18 protein-coding genes and 1 pseudogene are annotated in these 18,026 nt (G+C 40.3%); 13 read left to right on the top strand and 6 right to left on the bottom strand.

Annotated features, from left to right (window positions below):
• Positions 1 to 159: 159 nt before the first annotated feature.
• The 9 genes from J7338_RS07725 to J7338_RS07685 all read left to right on the top strand — a co-directional run bounded on the left by J7338_RS07725 (position 160) and on the right by J7338_RS07685 (position 6,308).
• A complete protein-coding gene (locus tag J7338_RS07725; RefSeq protein ID WP_210796509.1) occupies positions 160 to 558 on the top strand; it encodes an ACT domain-containing protein in 399 nt (132 codons plus the stop codon).
• Positions 558 to 1,052, top strand: coding sequence for a PTS sugar transporter subunit IIA (locus J7338_RS07720; RefSeq protein ID WP_210796508.1), 495 nt, complete (start codon positions 558 to 560; stop codon positions 1,050 to 1,052). Before J7338_RS07725 ends, J7338_RS07720 begins: the two co-directional genes overlap by 1 nt.
• A 5-nt stretch (positions 1,053 to 1,057) precedes the next feature.
• Positions 1,058 to 1,405: an ArsC family reductase gene (locus J7338_RS07715; protein ID WP_210796507.1), complete on the top strand. Its 348-nt coding sequence runs from the start codon at positions 1,058 to 1,060 to the stop codon at positions 1,403 to 1,405.
• Positions 1,402 to 2,532, top strand: a complete 1,131-nt coding sequence (gene dapE / locus J7338_RS07710) for a succinyl-diaminopimelate desuccinylase (RefSeq protein WP_210796506.1) — start codon at positions 1,402 to 1,404, stop codon at positions 2,530 to 2,532. The genes J7338_RS07715 and dapE overlap by 4 nt, the downstream gene beginning before the upstream one ends.
• Positions 2,529 to 3,230 (top strand): M15 family metallopeptidase, encoded by a 702-nt coding sequence (locus J7338_RS07705; protein ID WP_210796505.1) that lies wholly within the window; start codon positions 2,529 to 2,531, stop codon positions 3,228 to 3,230. Before dapE ends, J7338_RS07705 begins: the two co-directional genes overlap by 4 nt.
• A 144-nt stretch (positions 3,231 to 3,374) precedes the next feature.
• Positions 3,375 to 4,739 carry a COG3014 family protein gene (locus J7338_RS07700; protein WP_210796504.1) on the top strand — a complete coding sequence of 455 codons (1,365 nt, stop codon included), beginning with the start codon at positions 3,375 to 3,377 and terminating at the stop codon, positions 4,737 to 4,739.
• A gap of 8 nt (positions 4,740 to 4,747) precedes the next feature.
• A complete protein-coding gene (locus J7338_RS07695) occupies positions 4,748 to 5,173 on the top strand; it encodes a YcfL family putative periplasmic lipoprotein (protein WP_182717901.1) in 426 nt (141 codons plus the stop codon).
• 11 nt (positions 5,174 to 5,184) lie between these two features.
• Positions 5,185 to 5,820 carry a penicillin-binding protein activator LpoB gene (gene lpoB, locus J7338_RS07690; RefSeq protein ID WP_145233716.1) on the top strand — a complete coding sequence of 212 codons (636 nt, stop codon included), beginning with the start codon at positions 5,185 to 5,187 and terminating at the stop codon, positions 5,818 to 5,820.
• Positions 5,821 to 5,840: 20 nt separating this feature from the next.
• The gene (locus J7338_RS07685; RefSeq protein WP_210796530.1) at positions 5,841 to 6,308 is read left to right on the top strand and encodes an outer membrane lipoprotein; all 468 of its coding nucleotides are present in this window, start codon (positions 5,841 to 5,843) and stop codon (positions 6,306 to 6,308) included.
• A 71-nt stretch (positions 6,309 to 6,379) separates the two neighbouring features.
• Here J7338_RS07685 and J7338_RS07680 read toward each other — a convergent pair whose 3' ends face one another.
• Positions 6,380 to 7,597, bottom strand: coding sequence for a pyridoxal phosphate-dependent aminotransferase (locus J7338_RS07680; protein ID WP_210796503.1), 1,218 nt, complete (start codon positions 7,595 to 7,597; stop codon positions 6,380 to 6,382).
• Positions 7,598 to 7,703: 106 nt separating this feature from the next.
• On the bottom strand, positions 7,704 to 8,048 hold the full coding sequence (locus J7338_RS07675) for an Hpt domain-containing protein (RefSeq protein ID WP_210796502.1): 345 nt from the start codon (positions 8,046 to 8,048) through the stop codon (positions 7,704 to 7,706).
• A gap of 152 nt (positions 8,049 to 8,200) precedes the next feature.
• Here J7338_RS07675 and J7338_RS07670 point away from each other — a divergent pair, with 152 nt between their 5' ends.
• Together J7338_RS07670 and J7338_RS07665 are read left to right on the top strand one after the other, a co-directional pair.
• A complete protein-coding gene (locus J7338_RS07670; RefSeq protein WP_210796501.1) occupies positions 8,201 to 8,806 on the top strand; it encodes a tRNA-uridine aminocarboxypropyltransferase in 606 nt (201 codons plus the stop codon).
• Positions 8,803 to 9,582 (top strand): CLCA_X family protein, encoded by a 780-nt coding sequence (locus tag J7338_RS07665; protein WP_210796500.1) that lies wholly within the window; start codon positions 8,803 to 8,805, stop codon positions 9,580 to 9,582. Before J7338_RS07670 ends, J7338_RS07665 begins: the two co-directional genes overlap by 4 nt.
• On the opposite strand, the gene J7338_RS07660 is transcribed toward J7338_RS07665, so the two are convergent.
• The 3 genes from J7338_RS07660 to apbC all read right to left on the bottom strand — a co-directional run bounded on the left by J7338_RS07660 (position 9,533) and on the right by apbC (position 13,940).
• Complete coding sequence (locus J7338_RS07660; RefSeq protein ID WP_210796499.1) at positions 9,533 to 12,076, bottom strand: putative bifunctional diguanylate cyclase/phosphodiesterase; 2,544 nt, start codon at positions 12,074 to 12,076, stop codon at positions 9,533 to 9,535. The two genes, J7338_RS07665 and J7338_RS07660, sit on opposite strands and share 50 nt — an antisense overlap.
• A 193-nt stretch (positions 12,077 to 12,269) precedes the next feature.
• Entirely contained in the window at positions 12,270 to 12,857 is a 588-nt protein-coding gene (gene dcd, locus J7338_RS07655; RefSeq protein ID WP_145233702.1) for a dCTP deaminase, read from the bottom strand.
• A gap of 3 nt (positions 12,858 to 12,860) precedes the next feature.
• Positions 12,861 to 13,940, bottom strand: coding sequence for an iron-sulfur cluster carrier protein ApbC (gene apbC / locus J7338_RS07650; protein ID WP_210796498.1), 1,080 nt, complete (start codon positions 13,938 to 13,940; stop codon positions 12,861 to 12,863).
• A gap of 176 nt (positions 13,941 to 14,116) precedes the next feature.
• Between apbC and metG the strand changes: the two genes are divergently transcribed.
• Both metG and J7338_RS07640 read left to right on the top strand, forming a co-directional pair.
• On the top strand, positions 14,117 to 16,141 hold the full coding sequence (gene metG, locus J7338_RS07645; RefSeq protein WP_210796497.1) for a methionine--tRNA ligase: 2,025 nt from the start codon (positions 14,117 to 14,119) through the stop codon (positions 16,139 to 16,141).
• A gap of 372 nt (positions 16,142 to 16,513) precedes the next feature.
• Positions 16,514 to 17,626 carry a response regulator gene (locus J7338_RS07640; RefSeq protein ID WP_275074549.1) on the top strand — a complete coding sequence of 371 codons (1,113 nt, stop codon included), beginning with the start codon at positions 16,514 to 16,516 and terminating at the stop codon, positions 17,624 to 17,626.
• A gap of 105 nt (positions 17,627 to 17,731) precedes the next feature.
• Here J7338_RS07640 and J7338_RS21125 read toward each other — a convergent pair.
• A pseudogene (locus J7338_RS21125) lies at positions 17,732 to 17,844 on the bottom strand (transposase); the annotation flags it as partial.
• Positions 17,845 to 18,026: the final 182 nt, after the last annotated feature.

The following is an 18,026-nucleotide window of genomic DNA, read 5'->3' as shown; positions in this document are numbered from 1 at the left end:
TATTAATAAAGTAAATAACTTAGCGTTGTTATACCTCCCTATTCCCAACCTTATCCACAGAAATTGTGGACAACATTGCTCTTTTATTTAAGCAAGATAATCTATACTATTGATCAGTATACACAGATGGGAAGTCTCACAATTAAAAAAGGGGTAGCAATGTCTAAGCAAACGTTACAACTGCATAGTACGGCCTTGACCATTCATAGCCTTGATGTTAATAGCGAGATCCCCGCTGCTTTATTCAAACAATCAATGTTTATTATCGCCAAAACCAAGGATGAGTTATCTATTGTTTGTCCTAGCCAGTTCGCCATTGACAGCCTAGATGCTGAGCACGATTGGCGCGCATTAGAAGTGATCGGTCCACTTGGTTTTTCATTAACCGGAATTATGGCAAATATTTCTGGGGTTTTAGCCAGAGCAAATATCTCAATTTTTGCGATTTCAACTTACGACACTGATTACGTTTTAGTAAAACAACGGCGTATTAAAGATGCTATCAGTGCATTAAAAAAAGATGGTTATCAGTTACTCAATGAGCCCAAATTAACATAATGAAATACACGGATATTAGTTATTTACCACAACGTCAGTTAGCGGCTAACAGCATTGCAATTTGTAGCCCTTTTAGTGGTAAAGTTGCCCCATTAAGCGAGCACCCAGAACCCTTCTTTAGCTGCGGCACACTTGGCCCGGGGATTATGGTTGCCCTGAGTAATCATAAAATATTAGCGCCCTTTGATGGTACATTAATGCAAGTAAAAAATGCTGGTACTGAATTTATTTTACAAGCTAATAATGGCTTAAAAGTGCTTCTAAATTTATATTTAGACCAACAGCAACACATTAAACACACTCATATAGCCCAACTCAACGGCAGTAAAATAACCAAAGGGCAACGGCTCGCTTATTTTGATCTTAGAGATCTCAACAGCCCCTTACTTGCCAGCCTTATTTTACTTAACGGGCATAAACTTAAACCAATACATTATTCTTTATCTCAGGTCACAGCTGGGGTAGACACTCTTTTAACACTAACTAAGAAGTAATTAATATGACGACTCTTTACGGCATTAGTAACTGCGACACTATAAAAAAAGCCAAAAAATATTTAACCGATAACAACATTGACTTTAATTTTCATGATTACCGTAAAGACGGCATAAGCCTTGATATGATCACTGAGTTTGCAACGCACATCGACTGGCAAGATCTGGTCAATAAACGTGGCACAACCTATCGCCAATTATCAGATGAGCAAAAACAGAACCTTGATAAAGATACTGCCTTGGCAATTTTGCTAGCACAACCGGCAATGATCAAGCGCCCAGTACTTATTCGCAACAACAGCTATCATTTAGGTTTTAAACCAGCGCAATACGATGAGATTTTTGCATCATGAATCACCCCGTCATCGAACTTGCACAAGCCTTAATACAGCGTCGCTCAGTCACACCTGAAGATGCAGATTGCCAAACTATAATGAATGAGCGATTGGCACAGCTTGGTTTTAATATTGAATCGCTGTTTTTTACTGACACCCAAAATACATGGGCGCGTAAAGGCGACAGCTCTCCGCACTTTTGCTTTGCAGGTCACACTGATGTAGTACCAACAGGACCAGAAAAGAACTGGCAGTACCCGCCTTTCTCTGGCTTACTAGCCGATGGCATGTTGCATGGCCGTGGTGCCGCTGATATGAAAGGCTCTTTAGCGGCCATGGTGGTAGCAACCGAGCGATTTGTAACTAAACACCCCGATCATAAAGGCTCAATTTCTTTTTTAATTACCTCTGATGAAGAAGGCCCTTTTATCAACGGCACCACGCGCGTAATCGATACGCTAGAGGCCCGAGATGAAAAAATAGATATGTGTTTGGTCGGCGAGCCTTCATCGCGTGATGCGCTGGGCGATGTCGTTAAAAATGGCCGCCGAGGCTCACTGACTGGCTTTTTAACTATTAAAGGCATACAAGGCCATGTGGCTTATCCGCAACTTGCCCTAAACCCGATCCATAGTGCAGCGCCAATGCTTGCACAGTTGAGTCAAACGGTATGGGACAACAGCAATGAGTTTTTCCCTGCTACTAGTTTTCAGATCTCAAATATTAATGGCGGCACGGGAGCTGGTAATGTGATCCCAGGCGAGCTTGAAGTGCAATTTAATTTTCGCTTTAGTACCGAAGTAACTCACCAGCAACTCCAGCAACGCGTTAACGACATTCTGGCTGAATATGGTTTTGCATACGAGCTGAGTTGGATTGTTAATGGTCAGCCATTTATCACCGAAGGCGGCCCGCTAATTGATGCTACGGTTACAGCTATCAAATCAATAACTGGCTTAGATACCGCACTTGAAACCACTGGCGGTACTTCAGATGGACGTTTTATAGCACAAACCGGCGCTAAGGTTATTGAACTTGGCCCACGTAATGACACCATTCATAAAGTCAATGAGTGCGTAAGTAGTCATGATCTCATTGCTCTTGCTGATATTTACGAGCAAATTCTAGAGCAACTTTTGACATGAACCCTGCTAAGCTCACATCGCAACAGTTGGCTGAGTGTGCCTGTGGTAAAGACGAGCTGCTGCTTGTTGATTATCAAGCTCATAAACTGCATAAAGACATTATTGATGACTTTATGCAGTTGCAAAATGCAGCTCGCAATGCAGGCTTTGCACTGACTATTGCATCAAGCTTTCGTAACTTTGAACGTCAAGCATTGATTTGGAATGCTAAATTTAATGGTCATCGACCTGTGCTCAATAAGCAGCAACAGCCCGTTGATTTAACCTCCATGACAGACATTGAAAAATGCCATGCCATTATGCTTTATTCAGCCCTACCGGGAACCAGTCGCCATCACTTTGGTACTGATCTGGATATTTTTGACCAATCCAGTGTTTCTGATCACTATCAGTTGCAGTTAGAGCCTCACGAATACCAAGAGAATGGCCCTTTTGCAGCGCTGACAAAATGGCTTGATAGTCATTTAGAAAAGTATGGTTTTTATCGCCCTTATCAACATGATTTAGGCGGCGTTGCGCCTGAACCTTGGCATATTAGCCACATAGTGCAATCTAACATTTTACTGCAACATCAGAGTTTAACCGTATTAGCTGATACTATTAATAACAGTCAGCTTGCTGGCAAAGCTGCTATTTTGACGAACTTGCCGCAACTGTATCAGCGTTACGTGCTGAATGTGAGCCCAACGGCTATTTAGCCAGCAAACAACTAACTCGGTGACGAATGATCGCGTAACCATTTCGCTTAAACACCGTGATTGCTACGCTTTTTTACATTGTTTAACATCTCCTCTGGATTAGATTATGCTAATCTGTATTAACGCTTATAAAAGGAGTGCCATGTGCAACGCAGTGTTATTTTTGGCTTTTGTATCATGCTAAGTGGATGCAGCACCATTGGGCTTAGTGATCTCTTTTCGGATTACGCCACCCAAATGACGCCTGTACGCCAAGCTATTAAGAGCAACAATATCGACCAAGCCCAACAGCTATTACCAACTAATGGGCAATCACATAGTAACTACTTGCTCAATCAATTAGAGCAAGCCCGTTTAAGCAATTTAAATAACCAAAATGAGGCTGCAAAACCACAGTACGAAGCGGTATATCAGCAAATGGAAATAAAACGCCAAGCTGCAAAAATACAAGTAAGCGCAGGGCTTGAACAAAGTAACGCCCTTTTAACCAATGATTCAGTCATTGGCTATACGCCAGCGGCTTATGAAATGAGTATGCTGCACAGTTACCAAGCTCTTAATTATATATATCAACATAATATCGAAGGTGCGTTAGTCGAGGTTCGCCGTGCAAATAAAGTGCAAACAGATGCGTTAACGGCTAATCAAGACGACATAGACGCCAGCGTAAAAGCAGCACAAAAACATTACCCAGGTATGGATGAGGTGATCAAAAACGTAAAAAATGGCTATCAAAATGCGTTTACATTTTATCTGTCTGGTTTGCTCTATCAAAGTAATAAGCAATACGATGATGCATATATAGATTATAAAAAGGCATTAGAGATCAACCCTGAAAATACCTATTTGCAGCAGGTTGTGCTGCAATTAGCAAAACAGCAAGGGTTTGATCAAGATTATGCAGAGTATAAAAAACGCTTTGCTGAACTGCCAAAAAAAATCGCCAACAGCGGTGATGTTGTGATCTTGATTGAACAAGGTTTAGTGCCGGAAAAAGATGAATTTGTGTTGCGTCTGCCTATTTATACATCCGGTGGTGATGCCCGTTTTTATAGCTTAGCGATGCCCGTTTATAAAGATAGAGCCTATATACCAACGGTTAATGAAATAAGTATAGGAACACAGATTTTACCTTTGAGCCCATTGGTAAGAATAGAAGCGTTAGCAGCTAAAACACTTGAAGAGCAAACGCCAGCAAGAGTGTCTAGGCAGATACTGCGGCTAGTCGCAAAAGAAAAAGTACGGGCAGAGCTGGCTCGAAGTGGTGGAGATGTGGGTAATATACTTGCGAATCTTTACAATCTAGCCTCTGAGCAAGCAGATACCCGCAGTTGGTTAACCTTACCGAATCAAATAAGTGTTGCGCGCACCCAATTAACAGCAGGAGACCATGTTTTAAAACTTGCCAATCACAACGACATAAACTTTACGGTTAGTAAGCAAGGGTTAACCTTGATTTATCTAACCTCTATTAACAACTATTTTAATTCCCATGTAGTGCAACTTTAGGAGCTATCATGAAATATTTAGTGCCATTATTAACTGTCTGTCTACTTGCTGCCTGTACCAGTAGACCGACCACATCGGGTATAAGTGTTGAACAAGCTTCAGCGCAATACCAACAACAGTTAAAAGTCGATAACCCTGCGCTAGGCAGAAAGCTGGCCATTAGTGATGTAAAGACTCGACAAACAAATCAATTAACTGATGTCGTTGTCACACTTTCGAGTCAGTATAAAAAATCACAATATTTACAGTATCAATTTACCTGGTATGACGGCGATGGCTTTGTGATCAAAGGCAATCATTCCCCATGGCAATCATTGACTTTATTTGGCTTTGCAAATGTACAATTACCTGGCCTTGCACCTACATCTGATGCGGTCACATTTTCATTAGCGGTACGCGAAGTATCGACTCAAGCACAAGAATTTAAAGATTAAAGGACACTAAAATGAATACAGTCAATACAACTAAAAAACCAACGCTTAAAACACTCTCGGGTTTTGCGTTGCTGGGGTTGAGTGCGCTTGCCCTCAGTGGCTGTGCCAATAAAGCCGTAGTTAGCTACGGTGACGCACAAGCTGTAGAAACAACTGATATTAACTTCGGTTCAACTGACTTACAAAAAGTCGCCAGCCAAATGACGGATTCACTGCTGGCATCACCCGTGGTCGGCACATTAACAGCGAATACTCGACCAATCGTATTTGTTGAACGTATAAAAAACAAAACCAGTGAGCACATTGATACTGAATCAATTACCGATTCAATTTCAACACAATTATTGCGCAGTGGTAAATTTCGTTTTGTTGATATGGGCCGCGTAGAAGCCGCTCGAGAACAATTAAACTTTCAAAATGATGATGCCCTAGTTGACCCAACTAAAGCGATTGCATTTGGCCAACAAGTTGGCGCGCAGTATATGCTTTATGGCAACCTGTCGAGCATCGTAAAATCGAATGCCGACAAAGCCGACGTATACTATAAATTTACAATGCGCTTAATGGATTTAAAAAGTGGCTTAGTAGAATGGGCGGACGAAACAGAAATTCGTAAAACCCGCGAAAAATCAACCTTTGGCTGGTAGTTTAGCTGAGGAGGTAAATGATGAATAAACTCATACTTGGGCTGTGTACAGCCCTGATCATCAGTAACCCAAGTTTTGCCGCATATGAACGTAATAAAGCCGTGCCTGTACAGCAAGTGCTATTTGGCAGTGTTCAATCTGTACGTAATATTACCGAACAAGAACTTGTTCAAGACAAAAATAGTGGCTGGAAAACTTTTGGCGGTGCATTACTTGGTGGCGTGATTGGTAACCAATTTGGCGGCGGCAGTGGTCGCACCGCAGCGACTATTCTAGGCTCGATCATCGGTGGCAGCGTGGCGAACAACAGGCAACAAAGCAGCCATTATAATCAATACCACTTAGTCGAGTTAATGATCAAAGTTGAAAATGGTGAACAATTTATGGTGGTACAAGACAAAGACAATCAAATGATATTTAGAACTGGCGACAGCGTCCGCTTAGTGTATTTATCAGATAATACAGTCCGCGTTGATAAAGCCTATTAAGCTATTACATTAAACTAAAAAGCGAGCAGTATTAATGCTCGCTTTTTAGTATTTATAACTTTGTTACTACGTTAGCTTTGTCTGTAATCGCTAAAAAAGCGTTGCATCTTACTCATCGCGGTCGTTAAAACATCTTTGTTAGGTAAAAATACTAATCTGAAATGATCTGGATTTGGCCAGTTAAATGCTCTTCCGTGAACCAGTAAGATCTTTTCTGCTTTAAGTAAATCTAAAATCATTTTTTCATCATTTTTGATATTAAAACGCTCAGTATCTACTTTGGCAAATGCGTATAACGCCCCTTTTGGTTTTGCACACGAAATCCCCTCAATGGCATTTAAACCGCGCCATGCAATATCACGTTGTTCGTATAAACGTCCACCCGGATTAATTAACCCATCAATCGACTGTACGCCACCTAATGCTTGCTGGATCGCATATTGTGCCGGTACATTGGCACATAAACGCATAGAGGCTAAGATATCTAAACCTTTACGTAAATCATCCATCAATGCAGTACGGCCACTTAACACCATCCACCCCATACGCAAACCTGCTGCGCGATAGGTTTTTGCTAAGCCATTAAAGGTAATGATCGGCACATCATCACACAGTGCACCAATGGAGCTGTGCGTGATCCCATCGTATAAAATCTTCTCATAGATTTCATCACTCAATAACAGTAATTTATGTTCACGTGCAATATCAATTAACTGCTGTAAAAGTGCGTCGTCGTATACTGCACCAGTCGGATTATTAGGGTTGATCAGCACTAATGCTTTAGTTTTTGACGTGATTTTACTGCGAATATCAGCAATATCAGGAAACCAATCTTGCTCTTCATCACATAGGTAATGAACTGGATTACCACCTGCAAGTTTGACTGAAGCGGTCCACAATGGATAATCAGGTGCTGGGATCAACACCTCATCATCATTATTAAGCAAAGCTTGGGTCGTCATTTGAATTAATTCACTGACCCCATTACCAATATAAATATTATCGACGTCTAAGTTATATAAACCACGTTGTTGGTAGTGCTGATAAATAGCCACACGGGCTGAGTAGAGGCCTTTGGAGTCACAGTAGCCTTGGGCTGAATACAAATTACGAATAATATCGCGGTGCATATCTTCAGGCATATCAAAGCCAAATGCCGCAGGGTTACCAATATTCAATTTTAAAACTTTTTGGCCTTCATCTTCCATTTTGCGAGCCTGAACTAACACCGGCCCACGAATATCATAACAAACGCCTTGTAATTTATGACTCTTTTTAATTTCTGACATTTTTACCTCTACTAGTGGAACAACTAGATTAACCTAGTAAAGGGGCTAAATACCAGTGGATTTAATACTTCAAAACTGAAATAAATTCACGTCTGGGTATAGCTAACTAACGCTTTTGTAACCAATCGGTTAACTTGGCTTTTGAGCCTGCAACTTGGCTGTCAAGTTGTTGTGCTGCCTCAAGTGCCTGGGAAACATCATTATTATTTAAACTTTGTTCAATTTCTCTGGCCACCTGAGATAGACTACTTGCACCAAACTGCGCGGCATTAGATTTTAGACTATGAGCATGGCGGCTTGCGACTTGGATATCACTATGTATTGTCGCCAATACTTCAGAGCCTAATCGCTCAAACTCAGCACAACAAAAAGTCAGCGTATCGTTAAATTGCTCCCCCAATAACGATTCCATACTTTCCAATGCGCTTTCATCAATGACTATTGTGTTCATTATTTATCCTTTTGGTATTTAGCAACCCTAAACCAGTAACTTATACTTATTTGTATACTTTATCGTCCTATAGAAAAAAAACCAACTAATAGTCTAATTAAGCGTATAATTAGCTAATTTTTCAACTTATTGCTATTAATAAAGATTCTTTTATGTCCCGTTCTTTATGTGTTAATTGTAAATTTAGTCTACAAACGTGTCTTTGTGAAGATTTGTCGATACTGGACAATAAACTCAAAGTTATAATTTTGCAGCATCCTAGCGAAGTAAAGATCACTAAAAACACCGCCCGTTTACTCACACTGTGCCTAACGCAATATGACATCATGGTAGGAGAAACGCAGGCTGATTTTGCACAATTAGACACATTACCCGTTGCCACAACTGCCTTACTCTACCCTGATGATAATGCCCTCATGCTGGATGATGAAAGTACCGTAACGCAGCAATTTAAAAGCCGGTTAAGTCATCTAATTGTACTCGATGGCACCTGGAAAAAAGCATTTAAGATCATGCAACTTACCCCAGCCCTTGCGGCTTTTAAAAAGGTCAGCTTTACGACGATCCCACAAAACCAATATCGCATTCGCAAAGCTCCCCGTGCAGATAGCCTCTCCACATTAGAAGCGGTTGCACATAGTTTATCCTTGATTGAGCATATTAACCCTGAACCTCTGTATCACGCACTAGAAGCGCTCAACAGCAAACAAACCCAGTTTATGCCTGAGCATGTTAAAGCACGTTATCAAGCCAAATGAGTGCCAGCAATCGCTTAAAGCGCGGGTTTTACCGCCAAGGACCAGATTACCGATTTGATGACCAAGTTGACTTTAGTGATATCCGCGATACATTTGGTTTTTGCACTATGGTGGTGGGTAAATGGGTCACTAAAGAAGAACGCTTTATTAGTGCTAATTTAATTTACGACGCACTAGCCGATTTAGCGCAAATTCTGCAAGTGCCACCAAAGACCATTGGTCTGAGGGGGAAACTCAACTTTGCTTTTGGCCATGACGGCCAACAACACGTCCAAGCCCATTATAATAGCCGTACTCGTACTCTTGCGCTGGCAAAAAATGCAGGCGGAGGCGCACTGGCGCATGAATGGTTTCATGCGTTTGATCATCATATAACTAAGCACGTATTTCCCCAGCATTCGCCACAGCATTTTGCCTCTAAACTTTGGCTGGAATACGTAATTGAGCAAAGTCACCCGCTAAACTTAGCATTAAATAGATTTTACCAAGGGGTATTTCTAGAACCAATCAGCCAACACGCTAATCAGTATGTTTTAGACTGTATAAAATTTGATAAACAGCATCAGCAGTTTTATATGAGTATGCCTGAAGAATTAGCTGCGCGTAGTTTTGAAGCATGTATTGCTTGTAATGAGCAGATCATTAATCACTTTTTAGTCTCTGGGCTAAATAACTCAGCGCTTATTTATCCTAAGCACGATAGCTTGAAAATTTGTAATAACGCGCTCAATAATTATTTTTCCCAACTAGGTCAACGACTTTTCCAAGATCATTAACAAATACAGTGGTAGCTTCAAAGTTTTGTTCAAGCCATAGCATGTAATCGTCAAACGGTAAGGGTCGTGAAAAGAAGTATCCCTGACCAACTTCACAGCCATAACTTTGTAATTTCACCATACTTTGACTATCTTCAATCCCTTCGGCTACTACGTACGAGCCCAATGATTTAGCAATATCACAGGTGGCACGACAAATTGTTTGATCATTTTTAGAGTATTCAATATTCATTACAAATTGCTTATCTATTTTTATTTCATCAAAGCCCATTTTGCTCAAATACGCGAGTGACGAATACCCTGTTCCAAAGTCATCAATCGCTATTTTAACGCCAATTAAGCGGTAATCATTCAGTGCATTTCTTATATCAACCCCCTCAAAGAGAGTTGCCGATTCTGTTAGTTCTAACATTACATTAGCCGGATTAAGCTGATACTCATTCAATAAGGTTATAAATAACACAGGTAAATCTTTGCGCTGCAAATCTTTAGCCGAAATATTGATTGAAATAATATGCTCAGGTAATAATGCCGTCATTTTCTTTTGATATCGCAGTGCTTGCGTAATAACCCATTCAGTCAAATCTGAAATTATTCCTGATGATTCAGCTATAGGGATAAATAAATCAGGGGGAACGTTGCCTAGTTGTGGATGCTCCCAACGCAATAAAGCTTCCGCACCGTGCACTTTACCGGTGTTTAGATATATCTGCGGTTGAAAAAACAAACTAAGCTGATCGAATTCAATGGCTTCTTTTAGAGCTGATGCAATCGCAATGCGTCGTTGCGATAACGCCACATTATCTATATTAAACATATGCCAACGTTCACCATGAAGTGGTTTAACCGCCAGTGCCTGTAGCCCTCGCTGGACTAGTTGTAATGACGTACTTGCATGAAGCGGATAATTTGCCACACCAATTTCCACTTTATCAATTAAGTGAATGCGTTTATGAGTGATCCCCTCAGCAAAGACACTATTGATCACACATACAAGCTGCTCTATTTGGCTTAATTCTAACTTGCCGACTATCACAACCCCATAGGTGCTGTCATCCAATCTGGCAATACAACGACTACCTTGAAGGTTAGTCTCAATACACATCACATTCATTGACGCTAATTGCGGAACTAATTTGCCCATGGTCACTTTTATTTGATCATTTACATGCTCATAACCAAAGCTTGCCCGAGCATTGCTCAGTACCGCAGGTCTAAAGAGCAGTAAAGAATGCTCTATTTCTAATATTACCTGATTATCAAGACGCTTGATTAGTAACTGTTTATTGGGTAATTTTGTATCATCATCATGAGTGAGGCTGTAACTATATTGCTTAACACACTCACGCTCATGAATGAGTAACATCAACACAAAAGTAATCACATTTAGCACCAGTAACACATCATTAAATTGCTGTACCTTTGCACCTGAGACCAGCGTTGCTTGCCAGCATAACGTTTGTAGTATCACTGCAAACCAGACAAGCACAAACTTAAATTGTATTGTTTTTTTGGTATTACTAAGCCAATAAAAAAATAAATAACACAGCAACACCAGCATAGCGCCCAAACACACAGTCACTACAGCAAATTGCTCTGATTGCTTCATAACACAGCTTAATACTGCTGCAACACTAAATAAGCCTATATAAACAGTTAGTTTATCTTGTCGAGCGTTTAAAAGGTTCTGCGATTGTAAATAGTGAATAAAATAAAAGTTGATCACCGCTAATGCCAGCACCTGAAATGAAAACTGTAACTTTATATACCATAAGGATACAAATTCTATATTAAAGTAATTCAACACCCCTTTTGCAATTAAAAACTCGCTTAGTACACAAATAAGATAACCAAGTAAGTAAAGTGACTTCACTTGATGAGATAAACCATAGACAGTGCCCGCAATCGCAATACTCAACAATAATAGTCCAGCTATTAAAAAGAAATTTCGCAGTTTCGTGTTTATCAACTTGGCAAATTCAGCAGCAGTAGCAAGTCTAATGCCCATCCTGTCATCTTCACTATGGCGAACGTAAACTGCCGCCCAACGTGCTTCGTCTGCATATAACTGTGCGTGTGGGAGTACCTTATTAATATAACGGTATGCCTCATTATTTACTTCAACTAACAGGTTAAAATTCTCATCAAGAGTATAAAAATCAAGCTGCGCTAAATGGGAATTGTCTGCATAAATAACATTCGCCTTTGATTGAGACTGTTTATTTAAATCAACAATAAACCAATAACCTTGCTCCCCCTTAATACGAACATAAGATAAATCTATTTTTGAGAGTGTGCTGACTTCCTGCTCTAGCAAAGGATGAATACGCTCAAAAGGGAGGTTCGCTGGCACTAACCATCCCTTCGCTGTCGATTCATCAGCCATCACTGATGCTGTAGCGATGATGCTAAGCAGTGTGAGTAAAATATTTATACAATATACGCGTGCTAATATACTTACCTGATCCACCATCACTCCAAGTGCTTTTAGCAAATAGTTCTTTATGAAAAGATAATTAAAGTATGGGGGTATTAAGTGATATTGCCAGTAATTAACCTGAAGTTTGGAATAATATGTTAATAAAGTAATTAAGCAAAGTTTGTGGTAATAAAGTCCAGTGATTGTATTTTCAAGCCATAAAAAGGCCTACCCTAAAGTAAGCCTTTATTTTAAAATATATTTTTAATTAATTGCTATCGTCACTTATACGGCTAGCAACAGCACTAGTTTGATCTTTATATTTGGCATCTTTACGCGTGTTATACGGATTTTCAGCAGGACCTGACATAGTCTCAAAGCTCATTGCGCCGATTTTCATCATTGGCCGTAATGCCAACGGCAATTTACCTGAGTTATAAAACTCTAACACGATATTACCAGACCAACCGGGATCAATTCGATGAGCTGTTACATGCACCATTAAGCCAAGACGCGCCAAAGATGAACGGCCGTCAAGCCAGCCAACGATATCTGCTGGTAACGTGACTTTTTCATAAGTCATCGCAAGGGCTAATTCACCTGGGTGTAAAAAGAACGCATCGCCTTCTTTTAGCACAATTTCATCGCTCATTATCGATTCCATTGCTTTATTTAGCTGATCTTTAGGGCCACTTAAATCAACATACGCTGCGGTATGATCTTGAAACACACGAAATTTATTACCTAAGCGTAAGTCTGCGGTTACACCAGAGATCATCTCATCTGTTGGGCTTGGCTCAATAATAATACGTTGTTGGGCAATATATTCTTTAATATGGGTATCTGATAATCTCATTAGTTAATCATCCGTTATCACAATTTCAACTGAGTCATGATGGGGTTGTTGATAGTAAAGCGTACTGGCAATTAAACGCGCAGCATCAGCGTAAGTTTTACTTACAGTCGCTTGGTTATCCATTGCTATTAATTTGCCTTGCTCTGAATATTCGCGAATATCAATCGCCAGTGGAATTTTCGATAACACTGGCACACCATGACGCTGAGCCAATTTGATTGCGCCATCTTTACCAAATACATGATTAGGCTCACCACAATGCGAGCATAAAAAATGGCTCATGTTTTCAATCAAACCTAACACTGGCACATTCACTTTATTAAACATGGCAATGCCTTTTTGCGCATCTGCCAATGCTAAATCTTGTGGTGTGGTGACAATCACAGTGCCACTGGCAGGCACTTTTTGGCTCATAGTTAATTGAATATCGCCGGTGCCCGGCGGCATATCCACAATGAGGTAATCAAGCTCACCCCATACAGTTTCGTTAAGTAACTGATTAACCGCACCCGAAGCCATTGGCCCACGCCATACAGTGGCATCATCACTGGGCACTAAAAAACCGATTGATTGCGCTTTAATGCCATTAGCATCAAAGGGAAGTAATTGTTTATCATCTTGTGCCGAAGGTGCTACGGCGCCTAAGCCCAGCAACATTGGAATAGAGGGGCCATAAATATCCGCATCTAAAATCCCCACTTTGCCGCCTTCTGCGCTCAGTGCCCCCGCCAAATTCACAGCCGTCGTTGATTTACCAACCCCGCCCTTGCCAGATGCGATCAGTACAATATGCTTTATAGATTTAAATTTGCATGCACTAGGCAGCTCAACATTGGCAGTAATCACCACAGTTTGTTTTAGCTTTTGACTGACAAACTCAGCCACTTTTGGCATTTCAGAGAGCGCAGCAAATGGCAGCGTTAAATTGAGCAATAATGAGTTATCATTTTGTGGTTTAATACGATTGATAAATTTTTCATCAATGCCAACTGCAAAAGCGGCACTGCGATAACCTGCTAAAGCAGTAATAATCGGTTGTTTTTGCACCGATTTAGAAGAGAATAGTTTCGACAATCCAAACATAGCAATAAAATAGTGTTTCTTTGATGAAAATTGCCTCGGAATTATGTAACATTCAAGACATTAACACCAGTCAATTAATGAAAATCGGCTAACCACTAAGGTGTTTCCTTTAGGTTTGCTGATAATATTATGATTTTCATCCGTTCCCTCACCGGAACCGTCAATTCGGAATGATTATGGCACAGCGAAAGATCCTCATTACCAGCGCATTACCTTATGCCAATGGCCCAACCCATTTAGGCCATTTATTGGAATATATTCAAACTGATATTTGGTCACGTTTTCAAAAACTACAAGGCCACGAAGCTTATTATGTTTGCGCCGACGATGCCCATGGCACGCCAATAATGCTCAATGCGCAGAAGCAAGGGATCACGCCGGAAGAAATGGTAAAAAATGTCAGCATTGAGCGTCAACGCGACTTTGCTGATTTTAATATCAAATTTGATAATTACCACAGCACCCACAGCCAAGAAAATAAAGAATTAAGCGAACTTATTTATAATCGCTTAAACGATGCAGGTCATATTAAAAAGCACACTATTTCACAGTTATTTGACCCTGAAAAAGGCATTTTCTTACCCGATCGTTTTGTAACGGGTACTTGCCCAACCTGTAAGTCTGAAGACCAAAATGGCGACAGCTGCGATGCATGTGGTGCAACATACAGCCCAACAGAGCTTATCAACCCGCGTTCTGTGATGTCAGGGGCTGAGCCAGTACTTAAAGACTCTGAGCATTACTTTTTTGACCTGCCAGCATTTGAAGGCATGTTAAAAGAGTGGCTTCACTCCGGCACTATTCAGCAAGAAATGGCTAACAAACTAGACGAATGGTTTGCCGATGGCCTGCAACAGTGGGATATCAGCCGTGATGCTCCCTACTTTGGCTTTGAAATTCCAGGTGCGCCAGGTAAATACTTTTATGTATGGTTAGATGCGCCAATTGGTTACATGGCAAGCTTTAAAAACCTGTGTGACAAACAAAGCATCGACTTTGATGCATTTTGGCAAGAAGGCTCTGACGCTGAGCTTTACCACTTTATCGGTAAAGATATTATCTACTTCCACAGCTTATTTTGGCCTGCAATGCTTGAAGGCGCAAAATTCAGAAAGCCAACCAATGTATTCGCGCATGGTTTTGTAACGGTTAATGGCGCTAAAATGTCTAAATCGAAAGGCACGTTTATTAAAGCCCGTACATATTTAGACAACCTCGACCCTGAGTTCTTACGTTATTACTACGCAGCTAAACTTAACAGCGGTATTACCGACCTTGACTTAAACTTAGAAGACTTTGCACTACGTGTAAATTCAGACTTAGTTGGTAAAGTGGTTAACATTGCCAGCCGTTGCGCCGGTTTTATTACTAAAAAGTTTGACGGTAAATTAAGTGACACTGTCATGGAGCCGCAATTATTAGCTGAATTCCAAGCAGCGACCGATACTGTAGCCCAGTACTATGAAAACCGCGATTATAGCCGTGCTATTCGTGAAATAATGGCGCTTGCTGATAAAGCAAACCAATTTATTGATACCGCAGCACCATGGGTATTGATCAAAGACGAAACGAAACAAGAACAAGCACACCAAGTGTGTTCGCTTGGGCTTAACTTATTCCGCGTGTTAATGACTTACTTAAAACCGGTATTACCGGGCATGGCGGCAAACGTAGAAGACTTCTTAAATGATGATCTATCTTGGCAAGGCGCGCAAACTGCGCTTGTTAGCCACCCTATCAATAAATTTAAACCATTAATGCAACGTGTAGAAATGGATAAAGTAAATAAAATGGTCGAAGAATCAAAAGAAAGCTTACTCGCAGCAAAAGACAAAATCGATCCAAACAGCCCTTTGGCAAAAGAGCCTATTGCAGCTGAAATCGAATTTGACGATTTTGCCAAAGTAGATTTACGTGTAGCGAAAATAGCCAAAGCAGAACACGTTGAAGGCGCTGATAAACTACTTAAACTAACGCTCGACTTAGGCGGCGAAACACGCCAAGTATTTGCGGGTATTAAATCAGCTTATGCGCCAGAAGATATTGAAGGCAAACTAACGGTTATGGTTGCCAACCTGAAGCCACGTAAGATGCGCTTTGGCATGTCAGAAGGCATGGTACTGGCAGCAGGCCCTGGCGGAAAAGAAATCTATATTTTGAACCCAGACGACGGCTCAGAGCCAGGTATGCGTGTAATGTAATTCGACTTTAACTCGTTAACACTAAAAAGCCGTTGTTTTAAACAACGGCTTTTTTAATTGGCCAAAACAAATTGTTTTTCCAGCAAATTTTGCAACACATTCAGCGTCAGAAAAAACGAAAGACGCAATAACAATCTATTTGATTCTATTTCCTGCTGCATACTTTACCTAATTGCAGTTCTTAAGCTAGACAATACAAAATTTAGCATGAGTGCCTATGTAATTAAAATTACTTGCCTTTTATTATTTAAAAAAGAAGCAGACCTCCAAGCCTGCGCTCAAAACATAAATGAGTTTATTATTTGCGGGTAACCATTTCCATGGCTATTATCAAATAATGCAGCATAAGGATAATTAAATTTAGGAGTGCATGTGAAAATATTGTCCATCGACGATAACCCTCAAAATAGAAATATCATGGAAATGGTGCTATCTAAGCAATATGACATTACTTCATCAGATGGGAGCGAACCCATCTTAGCTTTGATGGAAGAGCATCAGCCACAGGTAGTACTGATGGATATCTTACTTAGTAATGACTTCACGGGTTACGATTTAGTTAAAGAGATAAAGGAATGCGGTGCGTACGACGAGTGTGAAATTATATTTATCTCAGCCTTAACATCAAGTGAAGACAAACTCGCCGCTTATGGATATGGAGGCGATGACTATATTGCTAAGCCAGTCGATTTCAAAGAACTTTGTGAAAAATTAAAACGTGTTGAGCTGCGTATTTCAGAGCGTAACAACTTAAAAGAAATGTTCGATGTAGCTTCTTCTACCGCTTTCACATCGATGCAACAGGCAAGTGAACTTGGAGAGTTGGTAACATTTTTTACCGACAATCTTGAAGTAACGGATCTGAATACCTTATTTAGCAATATCCAACGCTATTTTACCAATGTAGGCGCGAGCTGTTGTGTAGAGTTTCGAGTAGCAAAGCAATATCACCAATTTCCACAACACACTATTACTGGCTTAGAAAAAGAAATTCTTGAGTTAGGCCGAGGAGCCAAGCGAATAGTGCCATTTAGTTCCAATTTATTATTTAACTCGCCTACCTGCTCAATGATAGTAAAAGGGATCAATGCAAGAGATGAAGACTTACTTGGTCGTCTTCGCGATAACTTTGCTATCTTACTTACCATTGTAGAAAGTCGAATAGACTTTATTGAAGAACAATTAGAAAAAAACAGTATACGGCAACTCGCATTAAATAGCCTTAAAAGTCAACTTGCTGAAGATTTTGGCACGATAAAAAAGTTATGTTTAGATCAAGATAAACAAATAAGAATACTCGTTAATGATTTATCTCAAGCGGTGCAATCAAAAATTATTATCTTAGGCTTGGATGAAGAACAAGAATCGGAGCTGATGGGGTTAGTAGATGAGACAAAAGAAGTTGTAGAAGAAACATTGGTACTGTCTTTCACTCTAGAAGATAAACTTCAAGCTATAACAAAGCGCCTTAAAGCTGTTGAATAAGTGAAAAACTAGCACATCACATCTCCTATAGGAGAGTGTTCAAAAATCTGTGGTGGCTGTATTAGAGGAAGTAAGGGCTTACCCTAATTAGTACATCGTGCTTTGTCATTTTTCTATATTATGAACCAGGCAATACAGTTGCCACATGATGAAGCGAAGGCATTCACTTTCGTTTGACCGCATAAGGTCAATTTATTCATCCCTTTGTTAACTGTAAGCTTGCGCTTTTTACTTAAAAGAATGCTGGCTCAATACAGTCTGACCTTTGACATTCCTTCAATAAAATAACCTCACTGAGAGATATTTGGATAAATATTCATTACGGGAGGTGAATCGCGCATTGTACTTCCTGTTAACAAAAAGCGCATGATGGCTGGTGTGGAGGCTGAGGTTAGCGACC

The sequence above is a fragment of the Pseudoalteromonas ostreae genome (assembly GCF_018069805.1).
GTDB classification, from domain to species: Bacteria; Pseudomonadota; Gammaproteobacteria; order Enterobacterales; family Alteromonadaceae; genus Pseudoalteromonas; species Pseudoalteromonas ostreae.
Note: the sequence above shows the minus strand (reverse complement) of the source record. Positions and strands in the feature narration are given on the sequence as shown.